Source organism: Vibrio sp. 10N.247.311.14 (assembly GCF_041467715.1).
Taxonomy (GTDB): Bacteria; Pseudomonadota; Gammaproteobacteria; order Enterobacterales; family Vibrionaceae; genus Vibrio; species Vibrio crassostreae_C.
The window spans coordinates 36,323-62,696 of sequence record NZ_JBFSVE010000012.1; the positions used below are offsets into that span (position 1 = coordinate 36,323).

22 protein-coding genes and 2 pseudogenes are annotated in these 26,374 nt (G+C 43.2%); 11 read left to right on the plus strand and 13 right to left on the minus strand.

Annotation, left to right across the window (positions count from 1 at the left end; all coding sequences use genetic code 11):
• The first annotated feature begins 193 nt into the window (after positions 1 to 193).
• Complete coding sequence (locus tag AB6F11_RS06360; protein ID WP_017060581.1) at positions 194 to 646, plus strand: NUDIX pyrophosphatase; 453 nt, start codon at positions 194 to 196, stop codon at positions 644 to 646.
• A gap of 17 nt (positions 647 to 663) precedes the next feature.
• Here the strand turns inward: AB6F11_RS06360 and AB6F11_RS06365 are convergent, their stop codons facing one another.
• From AB6F11_RS06365 to AB6F11_RS06405, 9 genes and pseudogenes are all read right to left on the minus strand, one after another.
• Positions 664 to 1,101, minus strand: a complete 438-nt coding sequence (locus AB6F11_RS06365; protein ID WP_102394169.1) for a bifunctional diaminohydroxyphosphoribosylaminopyrimidine deaminase/5-amino-6-(5-phosphoribosylamino)uracil reductase RibD — start codon at positions 1,099 to 1,101, stop codon at positions 664 to 666.
• A gap of 155 nt (positions 1,102 to 1,256) precedes the next feature.
• Positions 1,257 to 1,811, minus strand: a complete 555-nt coding sequence (locus tag AB6F11_RS06370) for a nucleotidyltransferase family protein (RefSeq protein WP_102394168.1) — start codon at positions 1,809 to 1,811, stop codon at positions 1,257 to 1,259.
• On the minus strand, positions 1,811 to 2,098 hold the full coding sequence (locus tag AB6F11_RS06375; protein WP_017060584.1) for a putative quinol monooxygenase: 288 nt from the start codon (positions 2,096 to 2,098) through the stop codon (positions 1,811 to 1,813). The genes AB6F11_RS06370 and AB6F11_RS06375 overlap by 1 nt, the downstream gene beginning before the upstream one ends.
• 1,009 nt (positions 2,099 to 3,107) lie before the next feature.
• Positions 3,108 to 3,965 (minus strand): hypothetical protein, encoded by an 858-nt coding sequence (locus tag AB6F11_RS06380; protein WP_017083226.1) that lies wholly within the window; start codon positions 3,963 to 3,965, stop codon positions 3,108 to 3,110.
• Positions 3,965 to 4,819, minus strand: coding sequence for an ABC transporter ATP-binding protein (locus tag AB6F11_RS06385; RefSeq protein ID WP_017079596.1), 855 nt, complete (start codon positions 4,817 to 4,819; stop codon positions 3,965 to 3,967). Before AB6F11_RS06385 ends, AB6F11_RS06380 begins: the two co-directional genes overlap by 1 nt.
• Positions 4,816 to 5,187, minus strand: coding sequence for a GntR family transcriptional regulator (locus AB6F11_RS06390; RefSeq protein WP_004729948.1), 372 nt, complete (start codon positions 5,185 to 5,187; stop codon positions 4,816 to 4,818). Before AB6F11_RS06390 ends, AB6F11_RS06385 begins: the two co-directional genes overlap by 4 nt.
• 223 nt (positions 5,188 to 5,410) lie before the next feature.
• Positions 5,411 to 7,156: an EAL domain-containing protein gene (locus AB6F11_RS06395; RefSeq protein WP_102394167.1), complete on the minus strand. Its 1,746-nt coding sequence runs from the start codon at positions 7,154 to 7,156 to the stop codon at positions 5,411 to 5,413.
• Between the two features lie 835 nt (positions 7,157 to 7,991).
• Positions 7,992 to 8,471, minus strand: coding sequence for a type II secretion system protein (locus tag AB6F11_RS06400; RefSeq protein ID WP_017060589.1), 480 nt, complete (start codon positions 8,469 to 8,471; stop codon positions 7,992 to 7,994).
• 250 nt (positions 8,472 to 8,721) lie between these two features.
• Positions 8,722 to 10,110, minus strand: a pseudogene (locus AB6F11_RS06405) (putative bifunctional diguanylate cyclase/phosphodiesterase); the annotation flags it as partial.
• 182 nt (positions 10,111 to 10,292) lie between these two features.
• Here AB6F11_RS06405 and AB6F11_RS06410 point away from each other — a divergent pair.
• Both AB6F11_RS06410 and AB6F11_RS06415 read left to right on the plus strand, forming a co-directional pair.
• A complete protein-coding gene (locus tag AB6F11_RS06410) occupies positions 10,293 to 10,982 on the plus strand; it encodes a response regulator transcription factor (protein WP_102394166.1) in 690 nt (229 codons plus the stop codon).
• Entirely contained in the window at positions 10,975 to 12,324 is a 1,350-nt protein-coding gene (locus AB6F11_RS06415; protein WP_102394165.1) for a HAMP domain-containing sensor histidine kinase, read from the plus strand. Before AB6F11_RS06410 ends, AB6F11_RS06415 begins: the two co-directional genes overlap by 8 nt.
• 144 nt (positions 12,325 to 12,468) lie before the next feature.
• Here the strand turns inward: AB6F11_RS06415 and AB6F11_RS06420 are convergent, their stop codons facing one another.
• Positions 12,469 to 13,005 carry a GNAT family N-acetyltransferase gene (locus tag AB6F11_RS06420; RefSeq protein ID WP_102394164.1) on the minus strand — a complete coding sequence of 179 codons (537 nt, stop codon included), beginning with the start codon at positions 13,003 to 13,005 and terminating at the stop codon, positions 12,469 to 12,471.
• Positions 13,006 to 13,231: 226 nt separating this feature from the next.
• Between AB6F11_RS06420 and AB6F11_RS06425 the strand changes: the two genes are divergently transcribed.
• On the plus strand, positions 13,232 to 14,497 hold the full coding sequence (locus AB6F11_RS06425; protein WP_050644072.1) for an HD-GYP domain-containing protein: 1,266 nt from the start codon (positions 13,232 to 13,234) through the stop codon (positions 14,495 to 14,497).
• A gap of 133 nt (positions 14,498 to 14,630) precedes the next feature.
• On the opposite strand, the pseudogene AB6F11_RS06430 reads toward AB6F11_RS06425, so the two are convergent.
• A pseudogene (locus AB6F11_RS06430) lies at positions 14,631 to 14,954 on the minus strand (PTS sugar transporter subunit IIA); the annotation flags it as partial.
• A gap of 200 nt (positions 14,955 to 15,154) precedes the next feature.
• Here AB6F11_RS06430 and AB6F11_RS06435 point away from each other — a divergent pair.
• The 4 genes from AB6F11_RS06435 to AB6F11_RS06450 all read left to right on the plus strand — a co-directional run bounded on the left by AB6F11_RS06435 (position 15,155) and on the right by AB6F11_RS06450 (position 18,677).
• Positions 15,155 to 15,775 carry a hypothetical protein gene (locus AB6F11_RS06435; protein ID WP_017060596.1) on the plus strand — a complete coding sequence of 207 codons (621 nt, stop codon included), beginning with the start codon at positions 15,155 to 15,157 and terminating at the stop codon, positions 15,773 to 15,775.
• Positions 15,776 to 16,220: 445 nt separating this feature from the next.
• On the plus strand, positions 16,221 to 17,429 hold the full coding sequence (locus AB6F11_RS06440; RefSeq protein ID WP_102394163.1) for a NupC/NupG family nucleoside CNT transporter: 1,209 nt from the start codon (positions 16,221 to 16,223) through the stop codon (positions 17,427 to 17,429).
• A gap of 321 nt (positions 17,430 to 17,750) precedes the next feature.
• The gene (locus AB6F11_RS06445) at positions 17,751 to 18,020 is read left to right on the plus strand and encodes a hypothetical protein (protein WP_017064869.1); all 270 of its coding nucleotides are present in this window, start codon (positions 17,751 to 17,753) and stop codon (positions 18,018 to 18,020) included.
• A gap of 45 nt (positions 18,021 to 18,065) precedes the next feature.
• Positions 18,066 to 18,677, plus strand: a complete 612-nt coding sequence (locus AB6F11_RS06450) for a class I SAM-dependent methyltransferase (protein ID WP_102394162.1) — start codon at positions 18,066 to 18,068, stop codon at positions 18,675 to 18,677.
• Positions 18,678 to 18,795: 118 nt separating this feature from the next.
• Here AB6F11_RS06450 and AB6F11_RS06455 read toward each other — a convergent pair whose 3' ends face one another.
• The gene (locus tag AB6F11_RS06455) at positions 18,796 to 19,944 is read right to left on the minus strand and encodes a DUF3541 domain-containing protein (protein WP_102394161.1); all 1,149 of its coding nucleotides are present in this window, start codon (positions 19,942 to 19,944) and stop codon (positions 18,796 to 18,798) included.
• Positions 19,945 to 20,227: 283 nt separating this feature from the next.
• Between AB6F11_RS06455 and AB6F11_RS06460 the strand changes: the two genes are divergently transcribed.
• A complete protein-coding gene (locus AB6F11_RS06460) occupies positions 20,228 to 21,583 on the plus strand; it encodes a diguanylate cyclase (protein WP_102394160.1) in 1,356 nt (451 codons plus the stop codon).
• A gap of 163 nt (positions 21,584 to 21,746) precedes the next feature.
• Positions 21,747 to 23,396 carry a DEAD/DEAH box helicase gene (locus AB6F11_RS06465; RefSeq protein WP_102394159.1) on the plus strand — a complete coding sequence of 550 codons (1,650 nt, stop codon included), beginning with the start codon at positions 21,747 to 21,749 and terminating at the stop codon, positions 23,394 to 23,396.
• A gap of 567 nt (positions 23,397 to 23,963) precedes the next feature.
• Here the strand turns inward: AB6F11_RS06465 and AB6F11_RS06470 are convergent.
• Positions 23,964 to 25,493, minus strand: a complete 1,530-nt coding sequence (locus AB6F11_RS06470; RefSeq protein ID WP_102394158.1) for a DUF3612 domain-containing protein — start codon at positions 25,491 to 25,493, stop codon at positions 23,964 to 23,966.
• Between the two features lie 169 nt (positions 25,494 to 25,662).
• On the opposite strand from AB6F11_RS06470, the gene AB6F11_RS06475 reads away from it, so the two are divergent.
• Entirely contained in the window at positions 25,663 to 26,259 is a 597-nt protein-coding gene (locus tag AB6F11_RS06475; RefSeq protein ID WP_017060610.1) for a malate synthase, read from the plus strand.
• Positions 26,260 to 26,374 lie beyond the last annotated feature (115 nt).

The window sequence follows — 26,374 nt, forward strand, 5'->3', positions numbered from 1 at the left end:
GATTCTACTCTTTATCGAAAAGCGCCTCAAATAAGAAATAGTTCTATTACTGGGTAGCCAAGCGACGAGCCTATGAGTTATGGCTTGAACGCCATTAATTGATGAGTAACTTCTCGTTTTTAATCATAGAAGACAATTTAACAAACCAAGGGTGGTAGCCTTGCCGCCCTCTTATTAAAACTAAGGTAACGTTATGATTCCACTCAATACTTCGATTGTTTCCGGTGTCGCTATTTCAGAGAGCGACGGACAAATGAAAATGCTATTAATGAAGCGTGTTAAAGGTGAGTTTTGGTGTCACGTCGCAGGCTCGATTGAAGCGGGTGAAACAGGCTGGCAGGCTATCGTGCGCGAGTTTGAAGAAGAGACCCAAATTAAAGTGGAAGCTTTGTATAACGCGCAGTTTCTGGAGCAGTTTTATGAGGCGCACGTGAATGTGATTCAGCTAATCCCTGTGTTTGCGGTGCTATGCCCACCCAACCAAGCGATTGAACTGAATGACGAACACACCGAGTACCGCTGGTGTAATTTAGAAGAAGCAAAAGCGTTAGCGCCGTTCCCCAACCAACATGCCGTCTACGATCATATTTGGTCGTATTTTGTCGATAAGCCAGTCAATCCGCTTTACCGAGTGAAATTGAACTAATACTGGCTGTTTAAGATCTAGGACTTACCAAGGTAAGAGGTTAAAAAGGCGCTCACTTGCGCTTGGCATAACCCCACTTCTACCTTCACACCGTGCGATTCAAGGATCGCAACACCACGACCATTATTGCGAGGGTCTGGGTCTAGCATCGCCACGACTACGTGTTTTACACCTGCTTTAACCAATGTATTGGCGCAAGCGGGAGTTCTGCCAACAAAAGAGCATGGCTCTAAAGTTACGTAAGCGGTAACCCCCTCCATTGTTCCGTCCGTTTTGTCGTTATAACTATTCAGTGCTTCAACCTCGGCGTGGTTTCCGCCGACTTTTTGCGTGTACCCAACAGACACCACCTTATCGTTCTTCACCAAAACGCAGCCTACTGGCGGGTTTGGTTGGCAATCAGGTAAGGCTTGGCGCGAAGCTTCGAGTGCTTGCAGCATGTATTGTTGGTTCATGGTCGTTACTCAGTATGACGAGAGAGCGTAGCAGCTAGTCGCCACGCGTGGTTGATGAGTTGGTTAATTACTAACTTAATAAGCTAATAAGTGGGGCATGTTCGATCTGATTGGACTTTTAGTCAATGGTTTTAGCGTTTGAATTCGACTGCTAGTTAACTGTGACTCATCGTTAACTTGGGCCACTGGGTTAGCCAACCTTTGGATTGCACTCTTTGATCAAAGATATCTCGGCTACGCTTTGGATTGGGTGTGATTTGCAAATCAAACAAACTCTCTAAGCCAAAGGCAGAAATACACTCGATGTTTCCATGGAGGCTTTGTTTCACGGCGACGGCGGTTTCTTTCTCTGGCCAATAACTCATCGCATCCAATGAGCCTTGGTAACGTTCATCCCCATTTCTAGTGTGCATGTAGGCTTGATTGCGAACTTGCCAATTCAGTTCGGGTAACCGTTGTTTAAGCTGAGCCTCGTATCTAAGATCCGATTCGTAAGAGGTATCAATGGGATCAAAGTAGATCACATCAATATCATTGAATGGAGTCGGGGAGGCATTACCATGATGGTGATCCCAAACGAGGTTTCTCACAAAGCCCGCAGCGACATAACACTGCGGCAAATCCAACTGAGCGACACAGTCTAAAACCTTCATTCGTAAGGGATCTTGTTTGATCAACGTGACGATGCGTTTGGCTAGCGGATGTATCATTATGATGTCGGAACATCAGTGACTTGGTAATGACGTGTCACGTTCTGGGAGATTTCACCCCATTCAGAGGCTTTTACTCGCTGTTGGTGCATTTCGAATGCTTCTCGGCTAGTGAATTCTTCATACACTTCAAAGCGATTAGGTTGAAGCGTGCTTTGACTGACTCGAAACACAATACAACCAGGTTCTTCTAGTGTCAGTTCTTTGTGCACAACCAAGGCATGTGTCACTGCTTCTAGGTCGTTGTCTGGCACTAGAATATGCCCTTGCAGAATTACTTTACTCATAATTACGTCCATTTAATTACGTCTATTTAATTTGGTCCATTACGGCTTTTTTCTATCAAAAGCTCTATCCGTTACAAACATAATCCCATTTTGATGTTGTAACGTATAGGCTAATGTGGCGATTATTAGTTCACATTGAATGTATTTTTTAGTTACACCGTAACTTTAAAGGTGATGTAATCAACAAATGACAAGACACTGGAACTAAATCAACGTTGGTCCGGTCTATTAAATTAGTATCATTGAACTGTATTGATACTGAAATGAATTTGTCATCTGAGAGAACTAACCTTAATTTTGAACAGCGGCTCATAGGATTGAATTGAGCCATAGTTGATATCTAGGTCATACTTTGATGTAAATGGTACTCAAAACTCTATATATTTTGTGATTTGTATCATTGATCTGGGCATCAAACACCGTTAGATTCGAATGGTTGGCAATAAAAATAGCTCATGAAGAGCAGTTAAAGAAAAGGAAATATCCCTTATGAAAAAAATGAGAAGAGCACAGCTTCATCGCGTTCGTATCCAATACTGGAAAGACACGTCAAAAGAAGCATCAAAGAAATAAGCTTTAAATCGTAAAGCTTTAAAAGCTGAAAAGCTTAATAAAATGTAAAACGCAACAAACTGATTTCATTAGCACTCTCAAGGACCTTCATCTGGTCGGCGACTAGCGAAATCATCCCCAAAGAGCTGGCAGGCATTAACAACAATGCAATTCAATGTCAGCTCATTAATACCTCCTCTAAGTTTATCTTCGTTTGTTAAACCTGTTCTCCAAATTAAAACTTGTTTGTTCCTTGTTCCTTGTTCCTTGTTCCTTGTTCCTTGTTCCTTGTTCCTTGTTCCTTATTCCTTGTTCCTTATTCCTTATTCCTTGGTTTCGCATCCCCGTATTCGCTAACGTCCTGATAATAAAAAAGCTCCCGATTTCTCAGAAGCTTTGATTTAGATTTTGGTACCTGATGTGACTGCCCGATAAAGACTCGTGCTTAGGATAGACTCTAGCGTTGGAATAGCGTCTTTAAGCTCACATCGTCCGTTCTATTTAGCTTTAGGCTCAGTAGATAGCCACCAACACCGATTAGTGCGTAAATACCTAAAGATAAAATCGGCGCTTCTGCAATCGCACTTAATGGGTTGCTTGCTATGAGTACATTCATTGGTAATGACGCGATGAGAGATAGGAAGTCATTGATGCCATAGAACCCAAACACTGCGACAGAGAGGAACTTAATCGCATAGCTTGAGATGAAAATGACAAGCAATGGAGAGTTTACCAGCTGCGAAATAGCTAGAGTGACGGTTGCCAGTGGCAATAAAACCAGTGCAACTAACATCATTCGTCCAAAAAACACGACCCAGTTGCTCAGCACATAAAACAGAGATTGCTGCTCAACCAATAGCGCCAGTTGTTGTTCACTTGAGACGTTCAATATCCAGAATAGAAAATCTGCGAACAGCACTAACAATGCACAGATAGCTGGAATAACCACTAAACCGAATCCTAGCTTCACGCCGTGAGTCATTGCGTTAGATACCGGCATACTTCTCCAAAACATCGAACTGCCTTCTTGGCGCTCTTTACGCAGCGTTTTAGGGATATATAGCGTCGACAGGATCAGTGAAATAAGGCCCGCGCCAAAGTAGATCACTGAGTTGAGATCTTGTGCGAACTCTCTGTGGATGTCGCTCACGTCACCGTTCACTTGCATTTCAAAGAAAAACTCATGTTGTGCTGCGCCATTAAAGAACAGACCAACGAACAGTAAGAAACCACATAACGCGACAAACAGAGGCAATCGAGTGTTAACTTTGTGCTCGATGAGTTCTTTTTCTAGCATGTAAAAACTTGGATGCATTATGCCTTCTCCATCTGTGTTGCAAGGAATAGATCTGCGAGACCAACGTTATAGATGTTACCCAGTGATTCAACCTGCGCTTTGTATTGACCTTCCAATAACCACTTAGTAGTGCCTAGCCCTGATTGTGAGGTCAGTGGGTTGAGTTTCTGAATCTCGCTTGAATGGTTGTTTGCGACTTCAATAATGAAATAGTCGCTCTCGATGTCTTCCATGCTTTTTTGCAGTACACAATGACCTTGCTTCAAAATCAGTACATCCGTTAATAGGTGTTCAATTTCTGAAACCTCATGGCTTGCAATGATCATGGCGCGTTCGCCGTCGTGGAACCATTCTAGTAGGTGGCGATAAAAAGTATCGCGGTACAGCAAATCTAAGCCCAGTGTAGGCTCATCTAAGATCAACACTTGAGTGTCAGTCGCGATGATGATCGCAAGGTGAAGTTGTACTTTCATCCCTTTAGAAAGCTGCTTGATAGTAGAAGACAACTTAATATTGGTGCTGCTTAACGTCTGTTCTGCTTTTTGCTTGTTGAAGCTAGGGTGCACACCTTGTGTGTATCGAAGCAGTTGTTTAACCGTCATCCACTCGGGTAACACGTTAACATCTGAGATGTACGACAAGTGCTGCATGAGCTCTGCGTGCTGGTGGATAGGGTGGTAGCCGTTTACTTCAATCTCACCTTGATAGTTGTGTCCACCAAGCAGTGATTTGATCAGAGTCGATTTACCCGCGCCATTGTGGCCAAGCAGACCAAGTACTTGCCCTGGCTTTAACTCAAAGCTGATGTTTTCGACACCCACTTGATTTGAATAGGTTTTGGTTACGTTTTTCACGGAAAGTAAAGTACTCATGACTTGTCCTTTATATGTTGTGCTAGCTGTTTCACGAGTTCTTCGACACTCATATCAATGATGCCTAGCGTCTCAGCGATGGCTGGGATCTGTGTGTTGATGAATGATTGGTGTGCAGACTCTTTCAATTTTTGAAGTGCCCCTTCGGCCACATACATGCCTTGGCCGCGTTTTTTCTCTACCAAGTCTTCATCCACCAGTAACTGATAGCTTTTCATGACAGTAAGGTGGTTGATCTTGAGATCGGCAGCAACCGCACGCACAGAGGGTAATGCTTGTTGCTCTAACCAAACACCTTGAAGAATTTGGTCACTGATCTTTGCGGCAAGTTGCCTAAAGATCGGTTGGTCGTCTTTCCATTCGGTCATAATTAAAACTGCATGGTGATATACATGTGTATAACACTAACCTTTTTATTCGAATTGGCAAGGGTTTTATGAAAATGGATCGGATATTTTTATATTTGGATAAAGCATGTTTGGCGGGGAGGGTACTTGAAGCCTACGTCCTTGTGGGCTCTCAAGCAGCTGTATGAGCGATGATTATTTGAATAGGAAATGGTTGCTGATCAAGATTTCTATTAGGCTGGGCCTATTGCTCCTTTGAGTCATTAGGCCGGCTATATAGGTAACCTTGATGTAAGTTGTAGCCTAACTGACACAAGATATATTGCTGCCTACGCGTCTCGACACCTTCATAAATCATTGTGATATTTGATAGGCGTCCAATCTCCGAGATATTGAGCAATACACCCTGATGATGCTCTCCTGACTCGATATCCTTAACAAAGCAACGATCCAGTTTTAGATAGGCCGGAGAGATAACATTGATGATTTCGATGTTGTTATTGCCCGTACCAAAGTCATCCAGAGCGATAGTGATACCAAGCTTTTTGATATCCTTAATGTTATCGATAACCTCACACCCATAGCCAATGTTCGAATATTCAGTAATCTCTACGACAAACTCATTCGCTTCCATCGCGGCTAAATGCTCTCTGAGCCTTGCGAAGTTCGACCCTACCAAAGCACTCGGACACACGTTGACACCATAGATCTCATGGCTGTTGTTTAACTTCGCTTTTCTGACTGTCTCGATGAGTAAAATAGTATGAAAGGTGAGTAAATTGGTGCGTCTCATGGTGTTGATGAAGCTTAAAACGCCAACGTTACGCACACGAGATAACAACTCGTAGTAGAGAACGCAGTTGTCTTCGGTGTTGATGATCGGCTCTTCTTCAAAGGAGATGTGTTTCCAACGAAACAGGTAGATCACGAAACCCAGAATATAGGAGCGATAAAGCAGGGTGGCGAGTATCAGAGAAAGCGCAATCCATAGTGCAACAATGTCGTCACTGTAGAAGGTGATGGTTGCACCCGTTGGTAGGGAGGTTTGATAGATAGATTTACTCTCTTCGCCAAGGTTTAAGATGTGGTAACCATTCTTCTGGATGGAAATCGAATCGACTAATAGAGGCAATAGTGAGTTCTTGTATCGAGCTTCGATAGAGCGTGTAGAAATACGCACTGTAAGGTCAATGTCATGCTTAGTGTCTGCGAAACGTGAATAAGCGAAATCGGCACTATCGTAAAAGTCATCAACTTGATCAAGGTCTACCATTTTCGAGCGTGTTTTGGAGATATAACATGAACCATAAGACGTAGTCATGATGACAGAATCAAGGTTGAGCGAGTGCCTTAGCGAGTGCACAGCCCCGTGGCTATCGCAACCGTAGTCCATGACTTCTGCGGCAATGTGTTTGGTGTTCTCACTGTATTCATTCGCAATCTTCGTCGTATAAAGGATTTGGGAAAAGTAGACAACGAATAGGAAAAAGGAAGAGATGGTGAACACGGCTATCAGAGCCTTAATCAGCTCTCGATGATAGGTGTTGAACATCAGTTTCAACATCTCGAACTGGCTGGGCTTGAACTGGTTGATGTCGTACTTAGGTGCGATACGGTTGGTTGAGCTTTTATCGAGATCGATAAAGTAACCTACCTTATAAAGGTTAGAGATAAGTTCGCTATTATTATCTACCTTCGCTTTCTTACATAAGCTTCGATATTTCTTTCTTATAGAAGCAATAATATTTTTTAACGCGTATAAGCTAAACTCTTCGTCAAAGTGTAATTTAAAAGATTCTTCAACATCTCGTGCAGATTGAGGGTTTGATATTGACGAGTGTTCAATAAGGTATTTGAAAACAAAACTCTCTTTACTATTAAGAGTTTCCTCTGATATCTTATTACTGTCTCTTTTTATGTATATTTTTTCTTCATTATAGATTAGTTGCAAGCTCTCATTATTGTTATTTATATTGAAAGAACAGTGCATAGCTTAACTCCTAAGCGATAGTTATTATATTTGTGTGATGGATATGTGATGGCTGGGATTTTCATTCAACACAAGAGTTCGATCTAAATAATATAACCAAAATGTCACCATTTTATCTCAAGATGTTGATACTAATCGCAGAATTTGGGCTTTAATGAAAGGTTATGGAGATGTTCACCCAAAAGTTGAATTTATAAATGAAAGCCAATGATTTACAAGGGGTAAGGGGGATTTATCCATTTGTTTTGGTATTTATCCATTTCACAGCTTCTACGCGGTAGGTTTAGCGACTGGATTTAGAGGTTTCTAATGTAGCTTCTGATGGTATTCATTCGGTTTATCGATGTGTGAGATTTATCATAATTTTTCATGATAAAATTAAATTATGTCATTTTATGTGATATTAATATAATTTATGTGGCGTATTGTTTTGGTGATTTAATTAAAGTAATAAATGATAGAATTAATTATATTTGTTGAATGATTGACTTTAATTTATTCTGTTACGAAATTTAAATAATTAAACTTTAAGGTGGGATATTTAAAATAGGGAAAGGATGATTTTTATCATGATGTGTTGATTAAAGAATTTTAATGGAATTATTATTGACATATGTATCAAATATGTGTCTATGTAAATATTAATCGGCTAGTGATGAAAATAAGATATGAATGAGGTTGGTGTTATACCATGAGCACTGCCTAAAAGTATAAGCAGCAACAAGTTAGATCAATTAGTGTTATTTTTGAGCAAATGTTAGCGTAACCACATGATATTCAAAGACCTGTCGCGGAGGCTTTGTGTTAACTATGGAAGCGTGCAATCGTTGAGTATTTAACATGCACCATCAAGCACCACGATCTGTGGTTCTTTTTCTGGCTGATAAAGCACCTGACAAAAGTCTCCTTCTGGCGAATAGGTGTAGTTTTCGGTGTCGAAAGAGATGGCGGCTACTCTTTCTGCATTGCTGCCAGAGTCTACTTCTTTGTTGATGACATGAAGCTCTGTTGCGTCGATATTGAGCAGTCTTCTTAGTGAGTCAACATAGGCGATTGGGTAACCATGACAAACGTAGTAGGTCTCAATCTCCGTCTTTTCAACATAGTTGCACTCATCCTCAACGCCAGCAATCGCTGACTTCGCGTAGATCATATCGATACCCGTGCGAAGGTTACCAGCCACATCATGTATTTTACTCGCCCGAGCACTTCCTTGAACGTCTAAGAACTTGACCATAGCTGTCGCCGAAACGATCGCTAAAATTAATACAGAGATGATGAGTTCTAAAAGAGTGAAGCCGTTTTGTCTGTTCATGGTTACCGATTATTTGCTCTGCTAAAGGGACGGAATGAGGGTAATCTAAATACCAAAGTCATTACAGTTAGTGGGTATAATGGTTTGGTGTTTTATTGTGTGAATTTCTATGTAATTTTCTTTATAAACAATAGCTTAATTATTTCCTCTTACTGTTAAACGCTATGTAAGCATACGTAAGCGTACACACCCACAGCAGCCGATTGTTTAGGAAGCATTCAAACGACTTAATTTATTGATAAATAAGTCTTTAATTGTAGGATTGTCGACCATTCAAAAACTGACTTTCGACTTCATTTGAGGGAATTGGTTTACTAAATAAAAATCCCTGAAGATACTGGTATCCACAATCGATTAAGAACGCTTTTTGCGTTTCGGTTTCGACACCTTCAGCAACCACTTTTAGCCCCAATTTTTCATAGATAGCATGGGTGGCTTGGACAATCGCTTTGCTCCCTTTGTGTGAACCGTGGACGAAGCTTTTATCGAGTTTCACGCTGCTAATCGGTAAGTCATGCAACATCGACAGTGACGAGTAGCCTGTGCCAAAGTCATCAAGGTGAAGCTCTACGCCCAATTTAGAAATATCGCTTAACGCTTGCCTGACTTCACCATGCTTGAAGATCATGGAAGATTCGGTGATCTCAAGGGCGATGCTTTGAGGTTGGATATTGTAGAAGTTCAACATTGCTAATAGCTGCTCGGCAAAGGTCGCGTGCATCTGAATACTCGAAATATTGATACTCATCATCAACTCACTATCAAACTCACGTTGCCATATCGATAGCTGTTTGAGTGCAGAGTTCAGAACCCATTTCCCGAGCGGTACAATCTGCCCCGTCTCCTCCGCTAAGCTAATAAACTCATCAGGGCCTATGTTACCTAGCTCTTTGTCTGACCATCGAAGCAAGGCTTCAAACCCTTTCACCTTGTCGCTGTTGGTGTTCATGATCGGTTGATAGTGAAGGTTGAGATCGTCGTTTTCTATGGCGCGTGCCAGTCGATGGCGGATCTCTACTTTGCGATGCAGGGTTTGTGCTAAGTCTGGGGTAAACGTTTGGAAGCGGTTTCGACCATTCGCTTTTGCAAGATGCATCGCCATACCCGCTTGCTTTAGCAATGTTTCTTGGTCAACCGCGTTATCAGGGAAATGCGCGGTACCTATGCTGCAACCGACAGATAAACTGCCGATGCCTCTGATATGGAAACTTCGGTTTAAGGCATCAATGATGCGAGAGCAAAGTAGTGGGATATTTTGATTTCGGCAGGTGTGGGCAATCACAATGAATTCGTCGCCACCAAATCGCCCTATCATACATTTCTCATCAACCAACTGTTTAAGGCGTTCACCAACCCGTTTGAGTAGTTGGTCTCCGACAGTGTGCCCATAAGTGTCATTAACTAATTTGAAGCCATCAAGGTCGACAAACATCAATTCAAACGGTGAGCGATAGGCAATGCTGGTTTCTAGAAGGTTGCTGATCCCACGGCGATTATAAAGCTCCGTTAAACAGTCGTGTTCTGCGTTGTATCTGGCTTTTATCAGCTTCTCTTTTTGCTTTGTTGTACAGGTTAGGTTTAGCAGCAGTTCGCTTTTATCAAAGAGCCACTTTCCTTGCACATCAAAATGGTGTGCTCTGAAGGAGGAAACCTTGATAAACCAAGGCGCACCGGTTGTTGGTTCTCTATTCTGTAAACGTGTATGTACAAAAGTGATTACTATGTTTTGCGTACGGTAAATGTAGGGCTCTGATTCCAATATTGATGATCTATGACCAGTATATATACTGCCCTCGCTTTTAATAAATACTGGTGATAGGAATGTCGAAAACCAAAGTGCTCATTGTTGAAGATGACCAAGAGATAGCTCGTTTAACGACGCTTTACCTCGAAGCCGAAGGTTACAATGTTAGCGTTGTTCATGAAGGGAACTTGGCACTTGAAGCGATCCGAAGTATTGAACCTGATTTAGTGCTGTTGGACTTGATGCTCCCAGGGATGAGCGGCGCGCAGATTTGCCGTCAAGCCCGTGAGTTTTACAATGGAATGATCTTAGTGCTAACGGCCTCTGCCGATGAAATGAGTGAGGTCAGCTTATTTAAATTTGGCGCGGACGATTACGTTGCCAAGCCGATTCGTGGCCATGCCTTGTTAGCGCGAATTGAAGCGTTATTGCGCCGAGCCACTCCCATAACAACTACGCAAGAAACTGCGGCTGAAAAACAGTGCGATATTGTAATCAACAGCTCTGCTCAAAGTGCCACGCTCTATGGCCAAAACCTCAAGCTTACTTCTGCTGAATTTGAAATCTTAAACCTTCTCGTTAATAACATCTGTCAGGTCGTGACTCGAGACCAGTGCTGTCAGCTATTTAGAGGGATTGATTACGCGTTTAATGATCGCTCGATTGATATGCGCGTGTCTGGGTTACGCCGAAAGCTTCGCATCCACGCAAAAGACAAACAGTTGATTCGTACGGTTCGCAACAAGGGGTACATGCTGGTTGCGTAAGTTCATTGCTACGAAACTTCGCTCGGTTTCGATGTTTGCTCGCTTATACCTTGGGATAGTGACTGGGATGTCGGCAACGATATTTTTGTTTTTGAACCTTGGTGAAGGGCACATGCGACGCACCGAGATCGAAACCTTCCTCAATGATGGCATCTACTTTGTGGAGCAGTATGTTCGTCAACATAATCAAGAAAACTCACTCTATAAAGAGCTCGATAGAACAGGCTACCAACAATTTTATATCTTCAATTTACGCCTGTTGGAGAATTGGTCTGGCGAGGCGCCTTGCCAACAATGTGAGCTATACACAACCTTAAACGGTGTGCCGATATATCTAAGTGATGACAACCTTTATTCGGCCGTGTTTCAGCTACCAAACTCTAAATTTAGTTTTGGGTTCAGTGAGGTAGGGGACTTTTTCTCTCCTGACATTGAATGGTATGAAGACTCAGAACGACACTTTTTGTTAGGGCTGTTATTGGCTGTAATCGTGGCGATTGGAGCAAGTGTTTACTTACCTGTGAGGCGTTTTCAAGAGAGAATTGAGTTGCTCGTCGAGAAGCAGAAGCAGTTTGGTAAGGGCAAGCTTAGTACTCGATCTGACATGGACGACATCCATCCTGTTTCTGATTTGGCCAGCAGTTTTAACTTCATGGCTGAAGAGATTGAGAGTAAAGTAAAACAAAGTCATATCTTCGCTCAAGCTATCCCACACGAAGTACGAACTCCGTTAAGTCGTATTCAGCTGGCGACCGATATATTAAGAAGGGGGGCACCCGATAATCATCAGGTTCTTTTCGATGACATTGATACCTACATTGAGGATATCAACGAGCTCACGTCAGAAATCATCATGCTTTCGAAGTTGAATGTCATGGATAACTCTTTCTTTGAGTTGGTAAAAGTGAGAGCTAACCTGCTCGAATATTGCTTAGATCGGATTCGCTACTCGGAGTTGGAGAACGTGACCTTTGACTCTAAGGTTCAGAAAAACTGCACGATAAAATGTGACTGTTCAATGGCGCGCTTGGTGTTCGATAACGTTCTCAAGAATGCGGGTAATTACACACAAGACAAAGTGTGGATGACGCTGGATGAGAACTCAGAAAACTGGCTGGTGGTGATTGAAGATAATGGTTCTGGAATACCGGAGAATAAGCGTGATGAGGTATTCCTACCGTTCTCTCGATTAGATTCAAGCAGAACGTCGACCACCGGTGGATTGGGATTAGGCCTCGCGATTGCTCTATCTGCGGCTAAAAAGCTTTCTTGGGATATCAAAATCGACGACAGCAACTATGGTGGTGCCAAGTTCAGTATCGTGATTCCTAAGATCGCATAAGATGGAGCTTTTAGAGATCTTCAGGCTCGTCAAATAACAAAGCCACGAACTAATACCGTGGCTTTTTCATATTCCGATTTACAAGCGAGTGACTGCTTAGTACTACTGCTTAGAGCTTAGAGCTTAGAGCTTAGAGCTTAGAGCTTAGAGCTTAGAGCGATGAAGGCCATAAATAGCGTGGTCAACGATGCGACCATTCAAGTTCTCGTTACGCGTGATGATACCTTCTAACGTGAAATGTAAGCGCTCACAAACCTTACGGCTGCTTTGGTTACCGGTTGCGGCTGATATCTCTACCTTTTCCATATCTAACTCATTGAAAGCAATATCAATCAGCTTCTGGACAACGCGCGTCACAATCCCCTTTCCTTGGTATGTCTCAGATAACCAATAACCTATCGTCACCTTTTGCTTATCATGATCAATGGTATTGAAACTGCAGTTACCAACGACCTTGTCTTGATACACGATTGCACAAGTCATGCTTTTCCCTTCCGCATAATCGTGTAGCGAGCGTTGGATGAAGATCCTAAAGTCTTGCTCGGTTTTACAATGTGGTGGCCACACGAGCCATTGACTTAGGTACTCATTCTGGCTTTGTGAGATGTCCGCGTAGTGAGAAGCGAAGCTCTCTTCAACCAATGCGATGGAGAGTTCGTTGTCGATAACCGTTTTAAACATGTCTTTCCTTTTCTTATGGCTGCTTATTAAAGCGAATCTTAGTCGGCAGGCTATAATGTCGCATGATTTTTAATATGCAACCACTTGTAGCATGGATTTTTCGTGATACATTAGATCTATCACGAAACTCATTAAACCTTACAATAGTTGTGTATATAATCATTAGCTATGCATTAGTATTAGCGGCCTAAATATATAAAAACTATAAAAATGCTAGGCTTAAATAATGAATCAACATTGCCAGGACGTGACCGTGGACCTAAGGAAGGCTCTATTCGGTATTGCTAAGGCGCTTGATAACGTCGGTTTCGAAAGTAAAAATCATGGACAGAGAGTGGGCTACATCGCGTATCGATGTGCTCTGAGTGTAGGGTGGGAAGAAGAGCAAGCGCAGCTCGCATTTTCGTTAGGCTTGATTCACGACTGTGGTGTCTCGCAAATTGATGAACAGCTCAGCTTAACGTCTGGGTTTGTACCCGACTCAAGCTATCACCATTGTCAAAAGGGCTACCAAATATTAAAAGAGTGCCCAGTTCTTTCTATATTCGCTAAGCCGGTTCTTTATCATCATACTCCGTGGTCTGAGCTAAAGGCTATTCATATCAGCGAGTTAGAAAAAGAACTAGCTGCCATCGTGATGCTTGCCGATAGAGTCGATTATCTATACGGCATAACCTCTTCTGATCGTTATGGAAACCTAACACCAGATGGCAAAGCGAGCATCATTGAACGTTTGACTGAACAAGCGGATGAGATGTTCGAAACCAACCTTGTGCAACACATGTGCGAGTTGGTTGATTTGGATGACTTCTGGTTTTCTATGGAGATTCCATACATCGAGAACATGAGGGATAATTTTGAGCCTGTGCCATTCTTCTCTCAACAGATGTCGTTGGATGAGACGGTGGCCTTTGCCGAATTTATTGCCAACGTTGTTGATACCAAAAGTTCGTTTACCTTTAAGCACTCTTTAAAGGTTGGGCAGCTTTCAGAATACCTCGCCAAACAGCTGGGTTATTCCTACACCACTCAGCGCAAACTCTATCTGGCTGGATTGGTCCATGATATCGGTAAACTGCAAACCCCTAATGACATTCTGCATAAGCCGGATTTACTTACTGAAGAAGAGTATTGCTGTATTAAACGCCATGCAACGGACACTCGATTTGCATTGCAGGAGTTGTTCAGTTCACCTCAGGTTTGTCAGTGGGCATCTAATCATCATGAAAGGTTAGATGGCTCGGGTTACCCGATGGGCAAAACGGCTGAAGAGCTGGATCAACCCAGTCGAATTGTTGCTGTGGTGGATGTGTTTCAAGCGCTAACTCAGTCTCGCCCTTATCGTGCAGGTATGACATTAGAAGAAACACTCGCTATTTTGACGGACTACGTTGATAACTTTAAGTTGGATCGAGAAGTGTTTGAGTGCCTTAATAAACACGCGCAATATTGCTTTGAATTATCAACAGATAAAAGAATGTACGCGTTTTAACGCCACTGAATGCTTTAGAGGTGTAATGCCTAAACTCATACTCGGTCGAAATGACTAAACACCAGAAACAGAAAAGCGATAGCCGAGGCTATCGCTTTTTTAATGGGGGCTTATCAGGATCTTTAGATCGAGATTAGTATCGCTTTAAGAGCTCGATGATCGCTTGCTCAGTTTCCGCTGCGATGATGGCATCAATGTCATCATCATTTTGGAACAACTCTGATAGCGCCATAATCGTATGGATGTGGCTATCTGAGTCCATCGCCGCCAGAGTAATCGAAAGGTAAACGTCACCGTTGTCTTCTGACTCTAAATCAACACCCTTTTTGAATACCGTTACTTGCAGTGATGCTTCGTTCACACCATCTTCAGGGCGAGCATGAGGCATCGCAATTTTTGGTGCCAGAACATAGTACGCGCCGATGTCCTTGTGCTTTTGCTTGATAGCTTGAACATAATCTGTTCATTTCATAACTCTCATTTACAAGGGCTTGTTACTTAGCGTTTTATTGATTGACGACTCAGTAAATTCAACCTGATGTGTGAGCTAATTTATAGAAATAAAGATTATATAAATTATTGATTTGATGAATATTTACGGAGCGAGGCAATGTTTGTTAGAACAGCCTATTCAAAACAATAAGATAGGTAAATCTAATGAAAAAACTCGTCAGTTTGCTGCTTGCTGCAGTATCTCTAGGACTTTCCGGTTGTGCGACAGTATTAACTGCAGAGCAAAGTGCGCCTCAACTCAATGAAGTTCCACAGGAAAAAGCGTTGACCGTCGCTGTAATCGATAAGAGACCATACGTTCTCGATCATGATAAAGAGCCAAAATTTGAGGGAATTATTCGCAGTTCGTTAGGTATTCCTTATACCTACAACACGGCGACACAGCAGCCAATGTCTCAATTTTTGACTGACAGATTGGTCGCAGGCTTGAAAAAACAGCAAGTAGCTGTTGAGTCGGTTGAGACGACGCCTGAAGAGGATATCACCAAGGTTGCTGAGCAGATGAAAGCATTCGACAACAAATCGATGATGTTTGTCTTGAATGAGTGGAAGTATGACTTCCACGCATTTACGGATAACTCTTGGTACAACGTTAATGTGATTATCTATGATGAAGCTGGTAATAAGCTACTCAGCAAAAATTTCCAAGGCGAGAATGATGTACCTGATGGTGGTGCAATCATCAATGAGATGCAACTGATCTACAAACAGCGTTTTGAAGAGATATTCCGAGATGCTGAAGTGAAAAGTGCCCTGCTAAACTAGTTATTCCCACTTTGATCTCATATTTTGAAAAAGCCACACTCTGTGGCTTTTTATTTTAATGATGGTTTTTTTTGCATTATTTCTTGCTGGAAAAATTAATTATTGCGAGAAGTAGTTCGATTTGTACGCTTTATGACCGCGCGATCGTTTGCGTCAAAAAATGTGATGAAAGTCTCACTTAACTGTTTATACTTCTTTTCCGGTTTTAAGCCGGTGCTTAGCCAATACAAGCCGTCACATGGATATGTGAATGACCCCACGGACCGGACCAGCTACGTTCCACTGCTTGTATAAGGTGATTTTTTACATGAACAACTCGTTGTTACATTCGCTAACCCTGTTAGCTCCTTCATCGCGTAGCGTTTTGCTTGCGGTTCTTTGTCCTGTTCCTTTGATGTCATTTGCTTGGCTCATGTTCACTCTTTAAGGATTACTAGGACACATTATGAATATTCTATTTGGTTTTGTCGGTGTTCTTGCACTGATTGCTTTCGCGTACCTGTTATCTGAAAGTCGTTCTTCAATTAACTGGAAAACGGTCTCTCGTGCACTATTACTTCAAATCGGTTTTGCAGCCTTAGTATTGTATTTCCCATGGGGACAATTGGCGCTAACAAGCCTAAGTAATGGTGTTTCTAGCCTGCTTGGTTTTGCAGACGTTGGTATCGCATTCCTTTTCGGTGACCTTGCTACTGAAGGCTTCATTTTCGCGGTTCGCGTGCTTCCAATCATCATCTTCTTCAGTGCTTTGATTTCTGCGCTTTATTACTTAGGCGTCATGCAAAAAGTGATTCAAATCTTGGGCGGAGCGGTGCAAAAACTGCTGGGTACAAGTAAAGCTGAATCTCTGGTTGCTACAGGTAATATCTTCCTTTCTCAGGGTGAGTCTCCTCTTCTTATTCGTCCCTTTTTAAAGTCTATGACTCGTTCGGAACTGTTTGCTGTAATGGCAGGTGGTATGGCGTCGGTAGCGGGTAGTGTACTTGGTGGTTATGCTGGCCTTGGTGTTGAGCTTAAATATCTTATCGCTGCAAGCTTTATGGCGGCTCCGGGCAGTCTGTTAATGGCGAAGATCATTGTTCCTGAGCGCAGCACACCAAGTGATTACGACCATATCGAACTAGATAAAGCTGACCAAAGCAACGTGATTGATGCATTGGCAAGCGGCGCGATGAACGGTATGAAGGTTGCGGTAGCGGTTGGTACTATGTTGGTTGCATTCGTGAGTGTGATTGCGATGGTCAACACTGGCCTAGAAAGCCTAGGTGAAACGTTCGGTTTTGCGGGTATTACGCTACAAGCTATCTTTGGTTACCTGTTCTCGCCTCTTGCATGGCTGATCGGTATCCCAAGTGACGAAGTATTGATGGCGGGTTCTTACATCGGTCAGAAGATCGTTATGAACGAGTTTGTTGCTTTCATCGACTTCGTTGAGAACAAAGCTCTGTTATCTGAACACAGCCAAGTGATCGTGACTTTTGCTCTATGTGGCTTTGCTAACATTGGTTCTATCGCGATTCAGTTAGGTTCAATCGGTGTTATGGCACCAGAGCGCCGTGCTGAAGTTGCAAACTTAGGTTTGAAAGCTGTAGCTGCTGGTACGCTAGCAAACCTAATGAGTGCATGCTTAGCGGGTATTTTCATCCTGCTTTAAGCTATATTCAGTTAAAGCGGACACTTTACTTACGGAGTTAACGTAAGGAGGGTGTCCGCTTTTTTGTGCCTGTTAATCAGGCGAAATCAGGTTTTGGCCGTCGACTGTGATTTGTCTATCGTGAGTAAAAGCTCACTCGGAAGAGTAATAGAGCCAGTTCCTTTTATCCGATATACTTGAATATCATCAGGTTGCGATTAATAACATTCGGCTTCGATTAAGAACATTCGATTTCGATTGAGAATATTCGGTTCCGACTAAGCATATCCGCTTTCGATTAGGAACAATGGCAACCAAGCTAAATTAATCAAGGGTCTCTCCATGAACATTCGCGTTCTCATCGGTCTTATTGTTACCTTCATTGGCTTGTTTGCGATGGTTTACCTAATTGCTGGCGGCGCTCAGTTTCCTATCTACCAGTGGCCAAAAGAGGCTTATCTCGGTTTGGTGTTCAGCGTGGTGTGGGGGGCTGGTGTCGCAGCGTCTGTAGCGTATTTCTTCTCGGCATTGGTGTTTGTTACTGTCGCCGTGGTTTGCTATGCGATCGGTTATAAAATCGGTGGGCTCTTTTCTTCAAGTTCTAAAGCTTAATCTTATCAAGGTGTGCTGATGTTCATTGAAGTAGGGCTGATTTGAATGCACTGGCTCGATCGTTGGAAGGTGTATCGCTATCATCGAAAGCAGACAAACCGCTCGAATGGCGACAAGGCTAAAGCTTTAGGTTGGACTAGCGAAGAGAGCCAGTTGTGTCGCTTTGAAGTGATCGCTCGTGCAGCGGACTTCGAAAAGAAGAGTGTTTTAGATTTGGGTTGCGGCTATGGCGAGCTGTTTGAGCTGCTCGACAGCATCTATCGCATTCAATCTTATACCGGCGTTGACCAACACGCAGGCTTTCTTAAGAAGGCAAAGCAAAACTATACAGAAGATCGTTGTCGGTTTTTGTCGGGTGATATGAGCAAAATGAAACTTGAGGCGCACGACATTGTCATCGCGAGTGGTTCACTGAACTATGTCTCTCGTGATTCTGATTATCTGACAAACATGATTACTCGCATGTATGAATTGGCGAATCAGACGGTGATTTTTAATCTTCTCAATTCAAGCCAACATCCTTCACGTAATACCTTGATGAGTTATCACCCTCAGGGCGTGTATCGCTTCTGTAAAACGTTTTGTGAGGATGTTTCTTTAATAGAAGGTTACGCAGAAGGGGATTTCACGATAGTGATGAACAAAGTCTGCCTCTAAACTCAAACTCAAACCTAAGCCAGAGCGAAGCGATGGTGTGGAAAGAATAAAAAAAGCCGCAGCCTTGAAAGGTATGAGGCTTTTTGGGTTCTATGATGAACCTAGGCTAGGTATGTTGCTAGTTCTTCGGTGGTTGGTTTTTAATGAGTCCGTAAGGGATGTTAGTAAACACCTTAGGGCTGCCTTCATAAGTCGGCGCTTCATTCACTTGCTGCCAATCGAGTAGCATGATTGCTAATACGTTGCGGTGTTCGCCGTACTCAAGGTCAAAATCGCCAGTAATTGAAGGGATCATGCCTTGTTTCTCATCGATTGAAGCTTGAATCGCGAGTCGAGTTTTCTCTACAACTGGGTCATCTTCTAAACCTGCCAACAAGAAGGTTAATCCAACCTCAGCAATCACATCTTCTTTCGCACGCAGCAGAATCGTATCGATGTTTTCTCTGAAGTAATCGTAGATCCATTGATGATCTTGTTCGCGGACTTGATGTTGGTAATATTCTGAGTCGCCAAAGATGACGTGTGTCATACCATAGATCTTATTACCGTATTGCTGGCTTGAAAGCTTTCTGTCTTTATCGTTTGGGTATGCTTTTTTGAAGGTATCGACGAACTCATCAACGACATCTTGTTCACCCAGTTGGCGCAACCAGTAAACCTGATTCGCTAATTGAGCAGCCCACGCTTTCACCATGTCTTCATTGGTCACGTATCGTGAGAAGTCATAGCGACGAATGATTTCGCGCAGCTTGGCATCGTTCTTGTGTTCTAAACCGTATTCATTAGCACGAGCCATCGAGCCTAGAAGGTCAACACCAAGGTAAAGATATTCTGGCATGTGCTTGGTGATGTTGTAGCGTCGAACACTGCGCTCATCGTTATCACCAATATAAGATGCAACTCGCTTCTCTGAGTAGAGTACGATTTGTTCCATGGTTTGAACTTCGTTCGACAGAGTGCTTAGCTTGCTTGCCACTCGAGCCATGTCACTCCAAACCGCCGCCGAATACTTATCGTCTAATGTTTGGCGATACATGCGCAGCCCGTAGTGACCTTCTTTGAATGCAGGCAGAGTGTAAAGCTGGCTTTCGTAGGTGGTGCGAATTAGGTCTGCAGATTGCTTGAAAGATTGTTCTTGAGAATTGAGCGAATCTGCTTGGGATTGAACGTTCGCCGCGGTTGGCGCTTGAACGTTTTCTTGTGCGTGAACGGCAACGGCAACCGAGGCTGATAGCAATGTACACAGTGTGATAGTTTTTAACTTCATGTCGTGAGGTACCAAGCTGATTATTAGTCTATGTAAAATAACATTGATGAATCCTTTAATGTAAGCATTGAGTCAATACAATGTAAGCTTTATAAGGTTCACTAACCCTTTTTGATTAAACCATTCGTTTAGTAAAGAAGTTTGAAGTGATGGATCACTCAATATTTGATAGATAGTCGACGTCAGTATGGATTTTTAATGACTTAGCGGCATACTGGGGCAATAAGCCAGAAATGAGCCGTTATAAGGCAGTATATAGAACAATAGTGTTAGAGGTTCGTAAATGCCAAGTGGTTCTAGCAAGCAGTGGTCTGCCAGAGTAGTATCTTTTCTTTTTTTCCTTGCGATAGTAAGCGCAATTGAGTTCTTTCATGCCAAGCAATTAACTTTTCTTAAAAACGAATCGTATTCAGAGGCAAAAAAGCAACTATCCATTATTCGTTCTCGGATTGAAGCCGCGATCGTGTCAGATATGTATATCCTCAATAATTTCTCGACCTTAGTGACCATCAACCCCGATGGTGAGGTGAAAAATTGGGATAAGATTGCTGAGAATATCATTCAAGATGGCTTCCATATTCGACTTATCGGACTCGCCAAAGACGACATTCTAAACTTTGTTTACCCGATGGAAGGTAATGAGCAGATTCTCGGTATTAATTATCGTGATCACCCAAATCAATGGGAGTCTGTTGAGATAGCCCGTAATCTTGGCAACACCTTTATTGCCGGTCCTTTTGAGCTGTTTCAAGGTGGACAAGCCCTCATTGCACGCACTCCGATCTTCCGAGACCCGCCTTTCAATCAAGATTACTGGGGTGTCTCCAGTGCTGTTATCGGTTTAGATGAGCTGTTTGAAGATGTTGGAATCGGCAAGATAGAGAACAAGTATGAATTAGCAATTCGTGGTGCAAACAGTTCAGGGAAAGATGGCGCTGTCTTTTATGGCACTCAGGATGTGTTCGATAATGCGTTCGCCACTGAACAGGTGAGTTTCCCATACGGGGGTTGGTACCTTGCTCTCTCCGGTAACGAACATGTATTGATGGATGAGCCTTGGTATCGAATCCAAGCGGTAAGGCTGGTAGGCTACTCCATTATATTAGTGTTGGCGTTTGCCTTCTTTACTATTTATCGTCTGTACCGGATTGCAGATAGCCGTTCTATGCATGATGAGCTAACGATGTTACCGAATCGTCGATACTTCATGTACAGCCTCAAGCAGGCATTTAAAACCACTCAAAAGCAGAGAGCGAGAACCTTTGCGGTTGTCAATATCGATCTGGATGGGTTTAAAGCGATCAACGACACTTATGGTCACGCGGCAGGCGATCAGGTATTGATTGAGTGTGCTAACCGCATCAGAAGTGAGCTGCGTGTTTCAGATATCGTCGCAAGGATAGGCGGTGATGAGTTCTTGGTCTTGTTGCCACGCATTATCGATGATCAACACGTATCGTCGATCGTGACTAAACTACGAAAGGCGATATGCTCGGCACCAGTTGTGTACGACGCGCACTCTATTTATCTCAGAATCAGTGTGGGTTGGGTTATTCACAATAACAACTACAATGATGTCGATGCGCTCTTAAAAGCCGCTGATGAAAAAATGTACGAACAGAAGCGACAAGTTATCTAGGTTGAATTTTAGCTGCGATTAGAATTTAGTTGCTGAATGGGGGGAAAAGCCTCAGAATACCGCGCTTTGCTCCGTATCAATGTATTTGATGAGCAAAAGCTGAAGCAACGCACTTTTTAACGTGTTGCTCATACTAAATGTTATTCAACTGAGAAAATAATCTATGAGTTTTACCTCCCTTGGCCTTTCTGAACCGATCCTTAAAGCTATTGAAGCACAAGGTTACGATAAGCCATCACCAATACAAGAGAAAGCCGTGCCAGCTGTCCTAACGGGCAAAGATGTTATGGCCGCTGCTCAAACAGGTACAGGTAAAACTGCAGGCTTCACGCTACCTATTCTTGAAATGTTATCGAAAGGTACTCGCGTACGTCAGAACCAAGTTCGTGCGCTCGTGCTAACGCCAACTCGTGAGCTTGCTGCGCAAGTGAATGGCAGCGTAGTGAAGTACGGTATTAACTTACCGCTGACTTCGACGGTAGTGTTTGGTGGTGTGAAGATTAACCCTCAGATGCAAAAACTGCGTAAAGGTAGTGACGTGTTGGTGGCAACACCTGGTCGTCTACTTGACCTATACAACCAAAATGCAGTGCGTTTTGACCAACTAGAAATCCTAGTGCTAGATGAAGCGGACCGCATGCTAGACATGGGTTTCATCCGCGATATTCGTAAGATCTTAGCTTTCTTGCCTAAGAAGCGTCAGAACCTACTGTTCTCAGCGACGTTCTCTGATGATATCCGCAGCTTAGCGAAAGGCTTAGTGAACAATCCTGTTGAGATTTCAGTAAGCCCTGCAAACTCGACGGCAAAAACGGTTGAGCAAAGCATCTACCCAGTAGACAAAAAGAAAAAGAGCGCAATGCTAGCGAAGCTAATCAAAGATAACGATTGGCAACAAGTGTTGGTGTTCAGCAAGACGAAACACGGTGCGAACAAGCTTGCTCGCTTCCTTGAAGAGCAAGACATCACTGCTGCACCTATCCATGGTAACAAGAGCCAAGGTGCACGTACTAAAGCCTTAGAGAACTTCAAAACAGGTAAGGTACGAGTACTTGTTGCAACTGATATCGCCGCTCGTGGTATCGATATCCCGCAACTGCCTCAAGTAGTTAACTTCGATCTTCCTCATGTATCAGAAGACTATGTACACCGTATCGGTCGTACTGGCCGTGCAGGTGAAGTAGGTAAAGCGATTTCATTGGTTTGTGCTGATGAAGTGGGTGAGCTGTTCGGTATTGAACGCCTGATTCAACAAGTGCTAGAGCGTCGTGAACTGGAAGGTTTCTCTCCAGTAAATAAGTTACCTGAGTCTCGGTTGGATTCACGTCCAATCAAGCCTAAGAAACCGAAGAAAGCAAAACAGCCACGTGAACATGCTGATGGTCAACGCTCTGGTGATAACGCTCGCGGGCACAAGCCAGCAGGTAAGAACAAGCGTCATGTAGCTGGTAATGGTTCGGCTCTAAAGCGTAAGCCGACATCTGGTAAGAAACCTGCTGAAAACAACTCAGCTGCGACAACTGAAGATAAATCAGTAAGAAACAACGGCAGCAACTTTAAACGCGGTAGTGCGGGCAATAAACCTGCTGCAAATAACGCAGGTGCTCAGAACACTCTGAGCAAACCAAGCGGTGCGGGTAAATCTAACGGTACTGGTAAGCCAAACAACGCGGGTAAACCTGCAGGCAAACCTAAGAAGTCTGGTTACGGCGGCAGCTACGGCCCAAGCAAGTCGTCAAATAAGCCGACAAGCAACAAACCTTCGACAAACAAACCGTCTCGAAGCCGTTCTAAGCCAGCTCCTCAGAAGTAATCTTTTCTGAGATATTGAAAGAGCAACGAACATGAGTCGCTTTATAAAAAGGCGTCTCGTGGGTTAAGTTCTTTCTGTCATAGAAATCGAATAAGCGCGAATATTGAATCTCAATGTTCGCGTTTTTTTATGGGTGTTGTTTAGGGTGTTGTTTATGTTGAGTAACCGTATAGCTTGAGTAAGCTAGGGGAGGTTTATTGCTGTTTAAAGTGATTGAATCTAAGGGAAATATGACATTTTTGGGAAGGGTAATGAATCTTTAATTATTCATTAATAATAACATAATCACTAGCGTTTTTGTTGAATTTTGCAATTTGCAATTCCAGTTTGCAAAACAAACAAGGATATCCGGCCAATACGTGTCCAGATGCGTAGTAAATACGTGTTTTAAAAGTTGGCACGCATGCTGCATTAGTAATGGTGACCCTTCTTAAGCCGAGGGTCACCTAGCCAACTGACGTTGTTAGTGAACCTTTCTTGTTCACACAAAATATATGACCAATCACCCTTATTGTGATTGGTTTTTTTTTGCCTGAATTTTAGGTTCTATTTTTTGTTATAACTTTTTTACTCACCACACTTCGAGTAACAGCTTGGTTGGCGTGGGCATTCTCCACCTCTGGAGCAGATAAGCCTCGCCTCTGTCTCAATCCCACGTTCAATCCAATTTATATTTAGAATCTTGGCTATTGTCGTGAGATCTTTTTTGATGTTACGCGGAATTGCCACAGAGCCACCATTGTTAACGCATGACGCTTTAAGCTGCTCTGCTATGTCTCTTGAATTACCGCCTTGAGCATCAATTGCAGGGTTGAGATCTATACCAGCACACAACACACGATTGTTACCCGCAGGATCCGTCATATTGATGGATTCACAGCAGTAGATTCTTGGCTCATCACCCACGTTCAAAATGGAGATTTGAGCCGAGCTTCCCGCTCGAGGTTCTGATAATCGACGGAACACAGCCCAATGTTGACATGGGTCAGCGACCGTTCTCATATTTCCCCAAGGTAGCGGAATCCCGTTCCCGCGATATACCGCCTTGAGTTTCCCCGGCCCATAAGCATCAAAGTAGTGCCAGTGAGGGTAGGGCGATACTACAGTCATTCGACGCATCGCAACAGAGGGGGAAACCCCTGCTCTTTTGTGAACGTCGATTTCGTAACCAGTGCGGTCAAGTAGCTGCCTAAACGGGACTTTCGGGCACAGAAGTGCGCCAGCAAAGAAGCTGGATTCAAAGTCTCGCCATGCTTGAAGAATATCTTGGGAGTTGAGCTGTGAAGAGCCTGATACCTGGTTGTCGTCCCACGTGTTGTTGTTACCGACCGACAACACACTCTCTAGGCCCTCTTTGCTGTGCAGAATGCAATGACCGATATAAACCGAAAGGTCGTATTTCAGACGGGTTGGGTACTCTTTAAGGATCTCGTTTAAGAAGATAGTACCGGGAGGCTCAAAGAAGGATGTCACCAACTGCTTAGCGTTAATTCCGAGCTCATCGACTACGTCTTGCGGCGTTCGCGTTACCCAGCGGATGTTGATTCCTAGGCTTCTAGCGATGTCTATCAGGTCTTCTACGCTGAGGTTAAGACGTTTTAAGCCTACTTCTTCCGCAGCGCGCTCAAGGTCAGGGAAGTGGTTCTGGTTGCTCTCTTGGTGTGCTCGAATCAAGAGGTGCGCAAACTGGCGGCCTGAAATGCCCGTTTGTGACAGCATCTCAGGAATCGCAATTTGCAGGATGTCGTTTGAGAATAGGAAGCTCGGCTCGAGCGCCATGCCACTTATCCCACCACGATTCCCCTTATCAGGAGCAATGGCTTGTTGTTCAGATTCGTCGTCGAGGAACCACGTCGGATTCTTCTGAAAGACCTGTGCAATCACTTCCAGCATATCGATGCTCGGAACCCGCTTTCCACGTTCAATCATTGAAAGGTAAGAAACGGAAGGAGCACATTCTGGGTCGATTCTAATACAACGCGCAGACAGGTCTTCCATCGTTAAATGGTTACGTTTTCTTAGGTTACGTATTTTCGTACCTAGGAAATGTGACTGACGAACTAAACTTTTTGACAAGGCCATATTTGTAAAATTCACATTGTAAAATTTTTGTTGTGAAATTGTATGTAAAAAAGCGCTAATCTACAAACTAAGCAATTCACAAAATGACAAATAAATTAAACGTTAGTTTGGAATAATTGCTCTAGGACACATTTTTGCTGTAGAAATCGGTGGTTATCACCGGACTGGTCAAGAGGGAAAGACTATGAATATGCTTACATTCGATAAAACAGAAATCCAAAAACAATCAAAGCCATTTATCGCTGAAGCTGTCTTTGCCGTGGAGACAATCAATGCTAATCAGCAAACTGAAAAGCAAGTGAAAGCAAAGCAGCTGCTTGATCGACTATTCCCACTAGAGAATGGCTCACATCAAGACGTAACCAGCTACGTAGTCGATTACCGCCATATTATGGCTTACTTTAAAGACGGTCAGCACAGCGGTCTGAAGCACCCTAAGCAGTTTGTAGCGTACATGGGTGAGAAGAACGACCCAGACTCTATCTTGTTTCGAGATGGCAGTGGCAGCCACCTAGAGGTGATGTTTGGTTGCCACAAAGGGACAGGTTGTATTGAGCTAGTAGAAATTGATGATATTCAGTTGGAATCATGCACCACGTTTGGCCAATCACCAATGGAAGCAACAACCACAATGCGTGAAGAGACCATTGCAGCGATGCGCCACTGGATCAGTTTGATTCAAGGTGACGCAAAGGGTAAACCAAAGGCATGCAGTGAAGATAAAGAGTTCAGAGCAAAGAGTGGTGAAGACTACTGCTTGAATTATTGCTTCCAGATCTAACGGTGAATCCTAGTTAGCTAAAGTAATTTATACAACTAAAGAAAAAAAGCCCCGAAGATAATGAACTTTGGGGCTTTCTAGTCTCAATACGAGCCGACTAATATGTCGATAAGAG

Excerpts from the sequence above, each read along its gene's own strand:
- AB6F11_RS06360 (WP_017060581.1), top strand. The coding sequence starts at position 194 with ATGATTCCACTCAATACTTCGATTGTTTCCGGTGTCGCTATTTCAGAG.
- AB6F11_RS06455 (WP_102394161.1), bottom strand. The coding sequence starts at position 19,944 with ATGAAGTTAAAAACTATCACACTGTGTACATTGCTATCAGCCTCGGTT.
- AB6F11_RS06475 (WP_017060610.1), top strand. The coding sequence starts at position 25,663 with ATGAATATGCTTACATTCGATAAAACAGAAATCCAAAAACAATCAAAG.
- AB6F11_RS06390 (WP_004729948.1), bottom strand. The coding sequence starts at position 5,187 with ATGACCGAATGGAAAGACGACCAACCGATCTTTAGGCAACTTGCCGCA.
- AB6F11_RS06445 (WP_017064869.1), top strand. The coding sequence starts at position 17,751 with ATGAACATTCGCGTTCTCATCGGTCTTATTGTTACCTTCATTGGCTTG.
- AB6F11_RS06465 (WP_102394159.1), top strand. The coding sequence starts at position 21,747 with ATGAGTTTTACCTCCCTTGGCCTTTCTGAACCGATCCTTAAAGCTATT.
- AB6F11_RS06385 (WP_017079596.1), bottom strand. The coding sequence starts at position 4,819 with ATGAGTACTTTACTTTCCGTGAAAAACGTAACCAAAACCTATTCAAAT.
- AB6F11_RS06425 (WP_050644072.1), top strand. The coding sequence starts at position 13,232 with ATGAATCAACATTGCCAGGACGTGACCGTGGACCTAAGGAAGGCTCTA.
- AB6F11_RS06435 (WP_017060596.1), top strand. The coding sequence starts at position 15,155 with ATGAAAAAACTCGTCAGTTTGCTGCTTGCTGCAGTATCTCTAGGACTT.
- AB6F11_RS06460 (WP_102394160.1), top strand. The coding sequence starts at position 20,228 with ATGCCAAGTGGTTCTAGCAAGCAGTGGTCTGCCAGAGTAGTATCTTTT.
- AB6F11_RS06420 (WP_102394164.1), bottom strand. The coding sequence starts at position 13,005 with ATGTTTAAAACGGTTATCGACAACGAACTCTCCATCGCATTGGTTGAA.
- AB6F11_RS06380 (WP_017083226.1), bottom strand. The coding sequence starts at position 3,965 with ATGCATCCAAGTTTTTACATGCTAGAAAAAGAACTCATCGAGCACAAA.
- AB6F11_RS06395 (WP_102394167.1), bottom strand. The coding sequence starts at position 7,156 with ATGCACTGTTCTTTCAATATAAATAACAATAATGAGAGCTTGCAACTA.
- AB6F11_RS06410 (WP_102394166.1), top strand. The coding sequence starts at position 10,293 with ATGTCGAAAACCAAAGTGCTCATTGTTGAAGATGACCAAGAGATAGCT.
- AB6F11_RS06365 (WP_102394169.1), bottom strand. The coding sequence starts at position 1,101 with ATGAACCAACAATACATGCTGCAAGCACTCGAAGCTTCGCGCCAAGCC.
- AB6F11_RS06440 (WP_102394163.1), top strand. The coding sequence starts at position 16,221 with ATGAATATTCTATTTGGTTTTGTCGGTGTTCTTGCACTGATTGCTTTC.
- AB6F11_RS06375 (WP_017060584.1), bottom strand. The coding sequence starts at position 2,098 with ATGAGTAAAGTAATTCTGCAAGGGCATATTCTAGTGCCAGACAACGAC.
- AB6F11_RS06450 (WP_102394162.1), top strand. The coding sequence starts at position 18,066 with ATGCACTGGCTCGATCGTTGGAAGGTGTATCGCTATCATCGAAAGCAG.
- AB6F11_RS06400 (WP_017060589.1), bottom strand. The coding sequence starts at position 8,471 with ATGAACAGACAAAACGGCTTCACTCTTTTAGAACTCATCATCTCTGTA.
- AB6F11_RS06370 (WP_102394168.1), bottom strand. The coding sequence starts at position 1,811 with ATGATACATCCGCTAGCCAAACGCATCGTCACGTTGATCAAACAAGAT.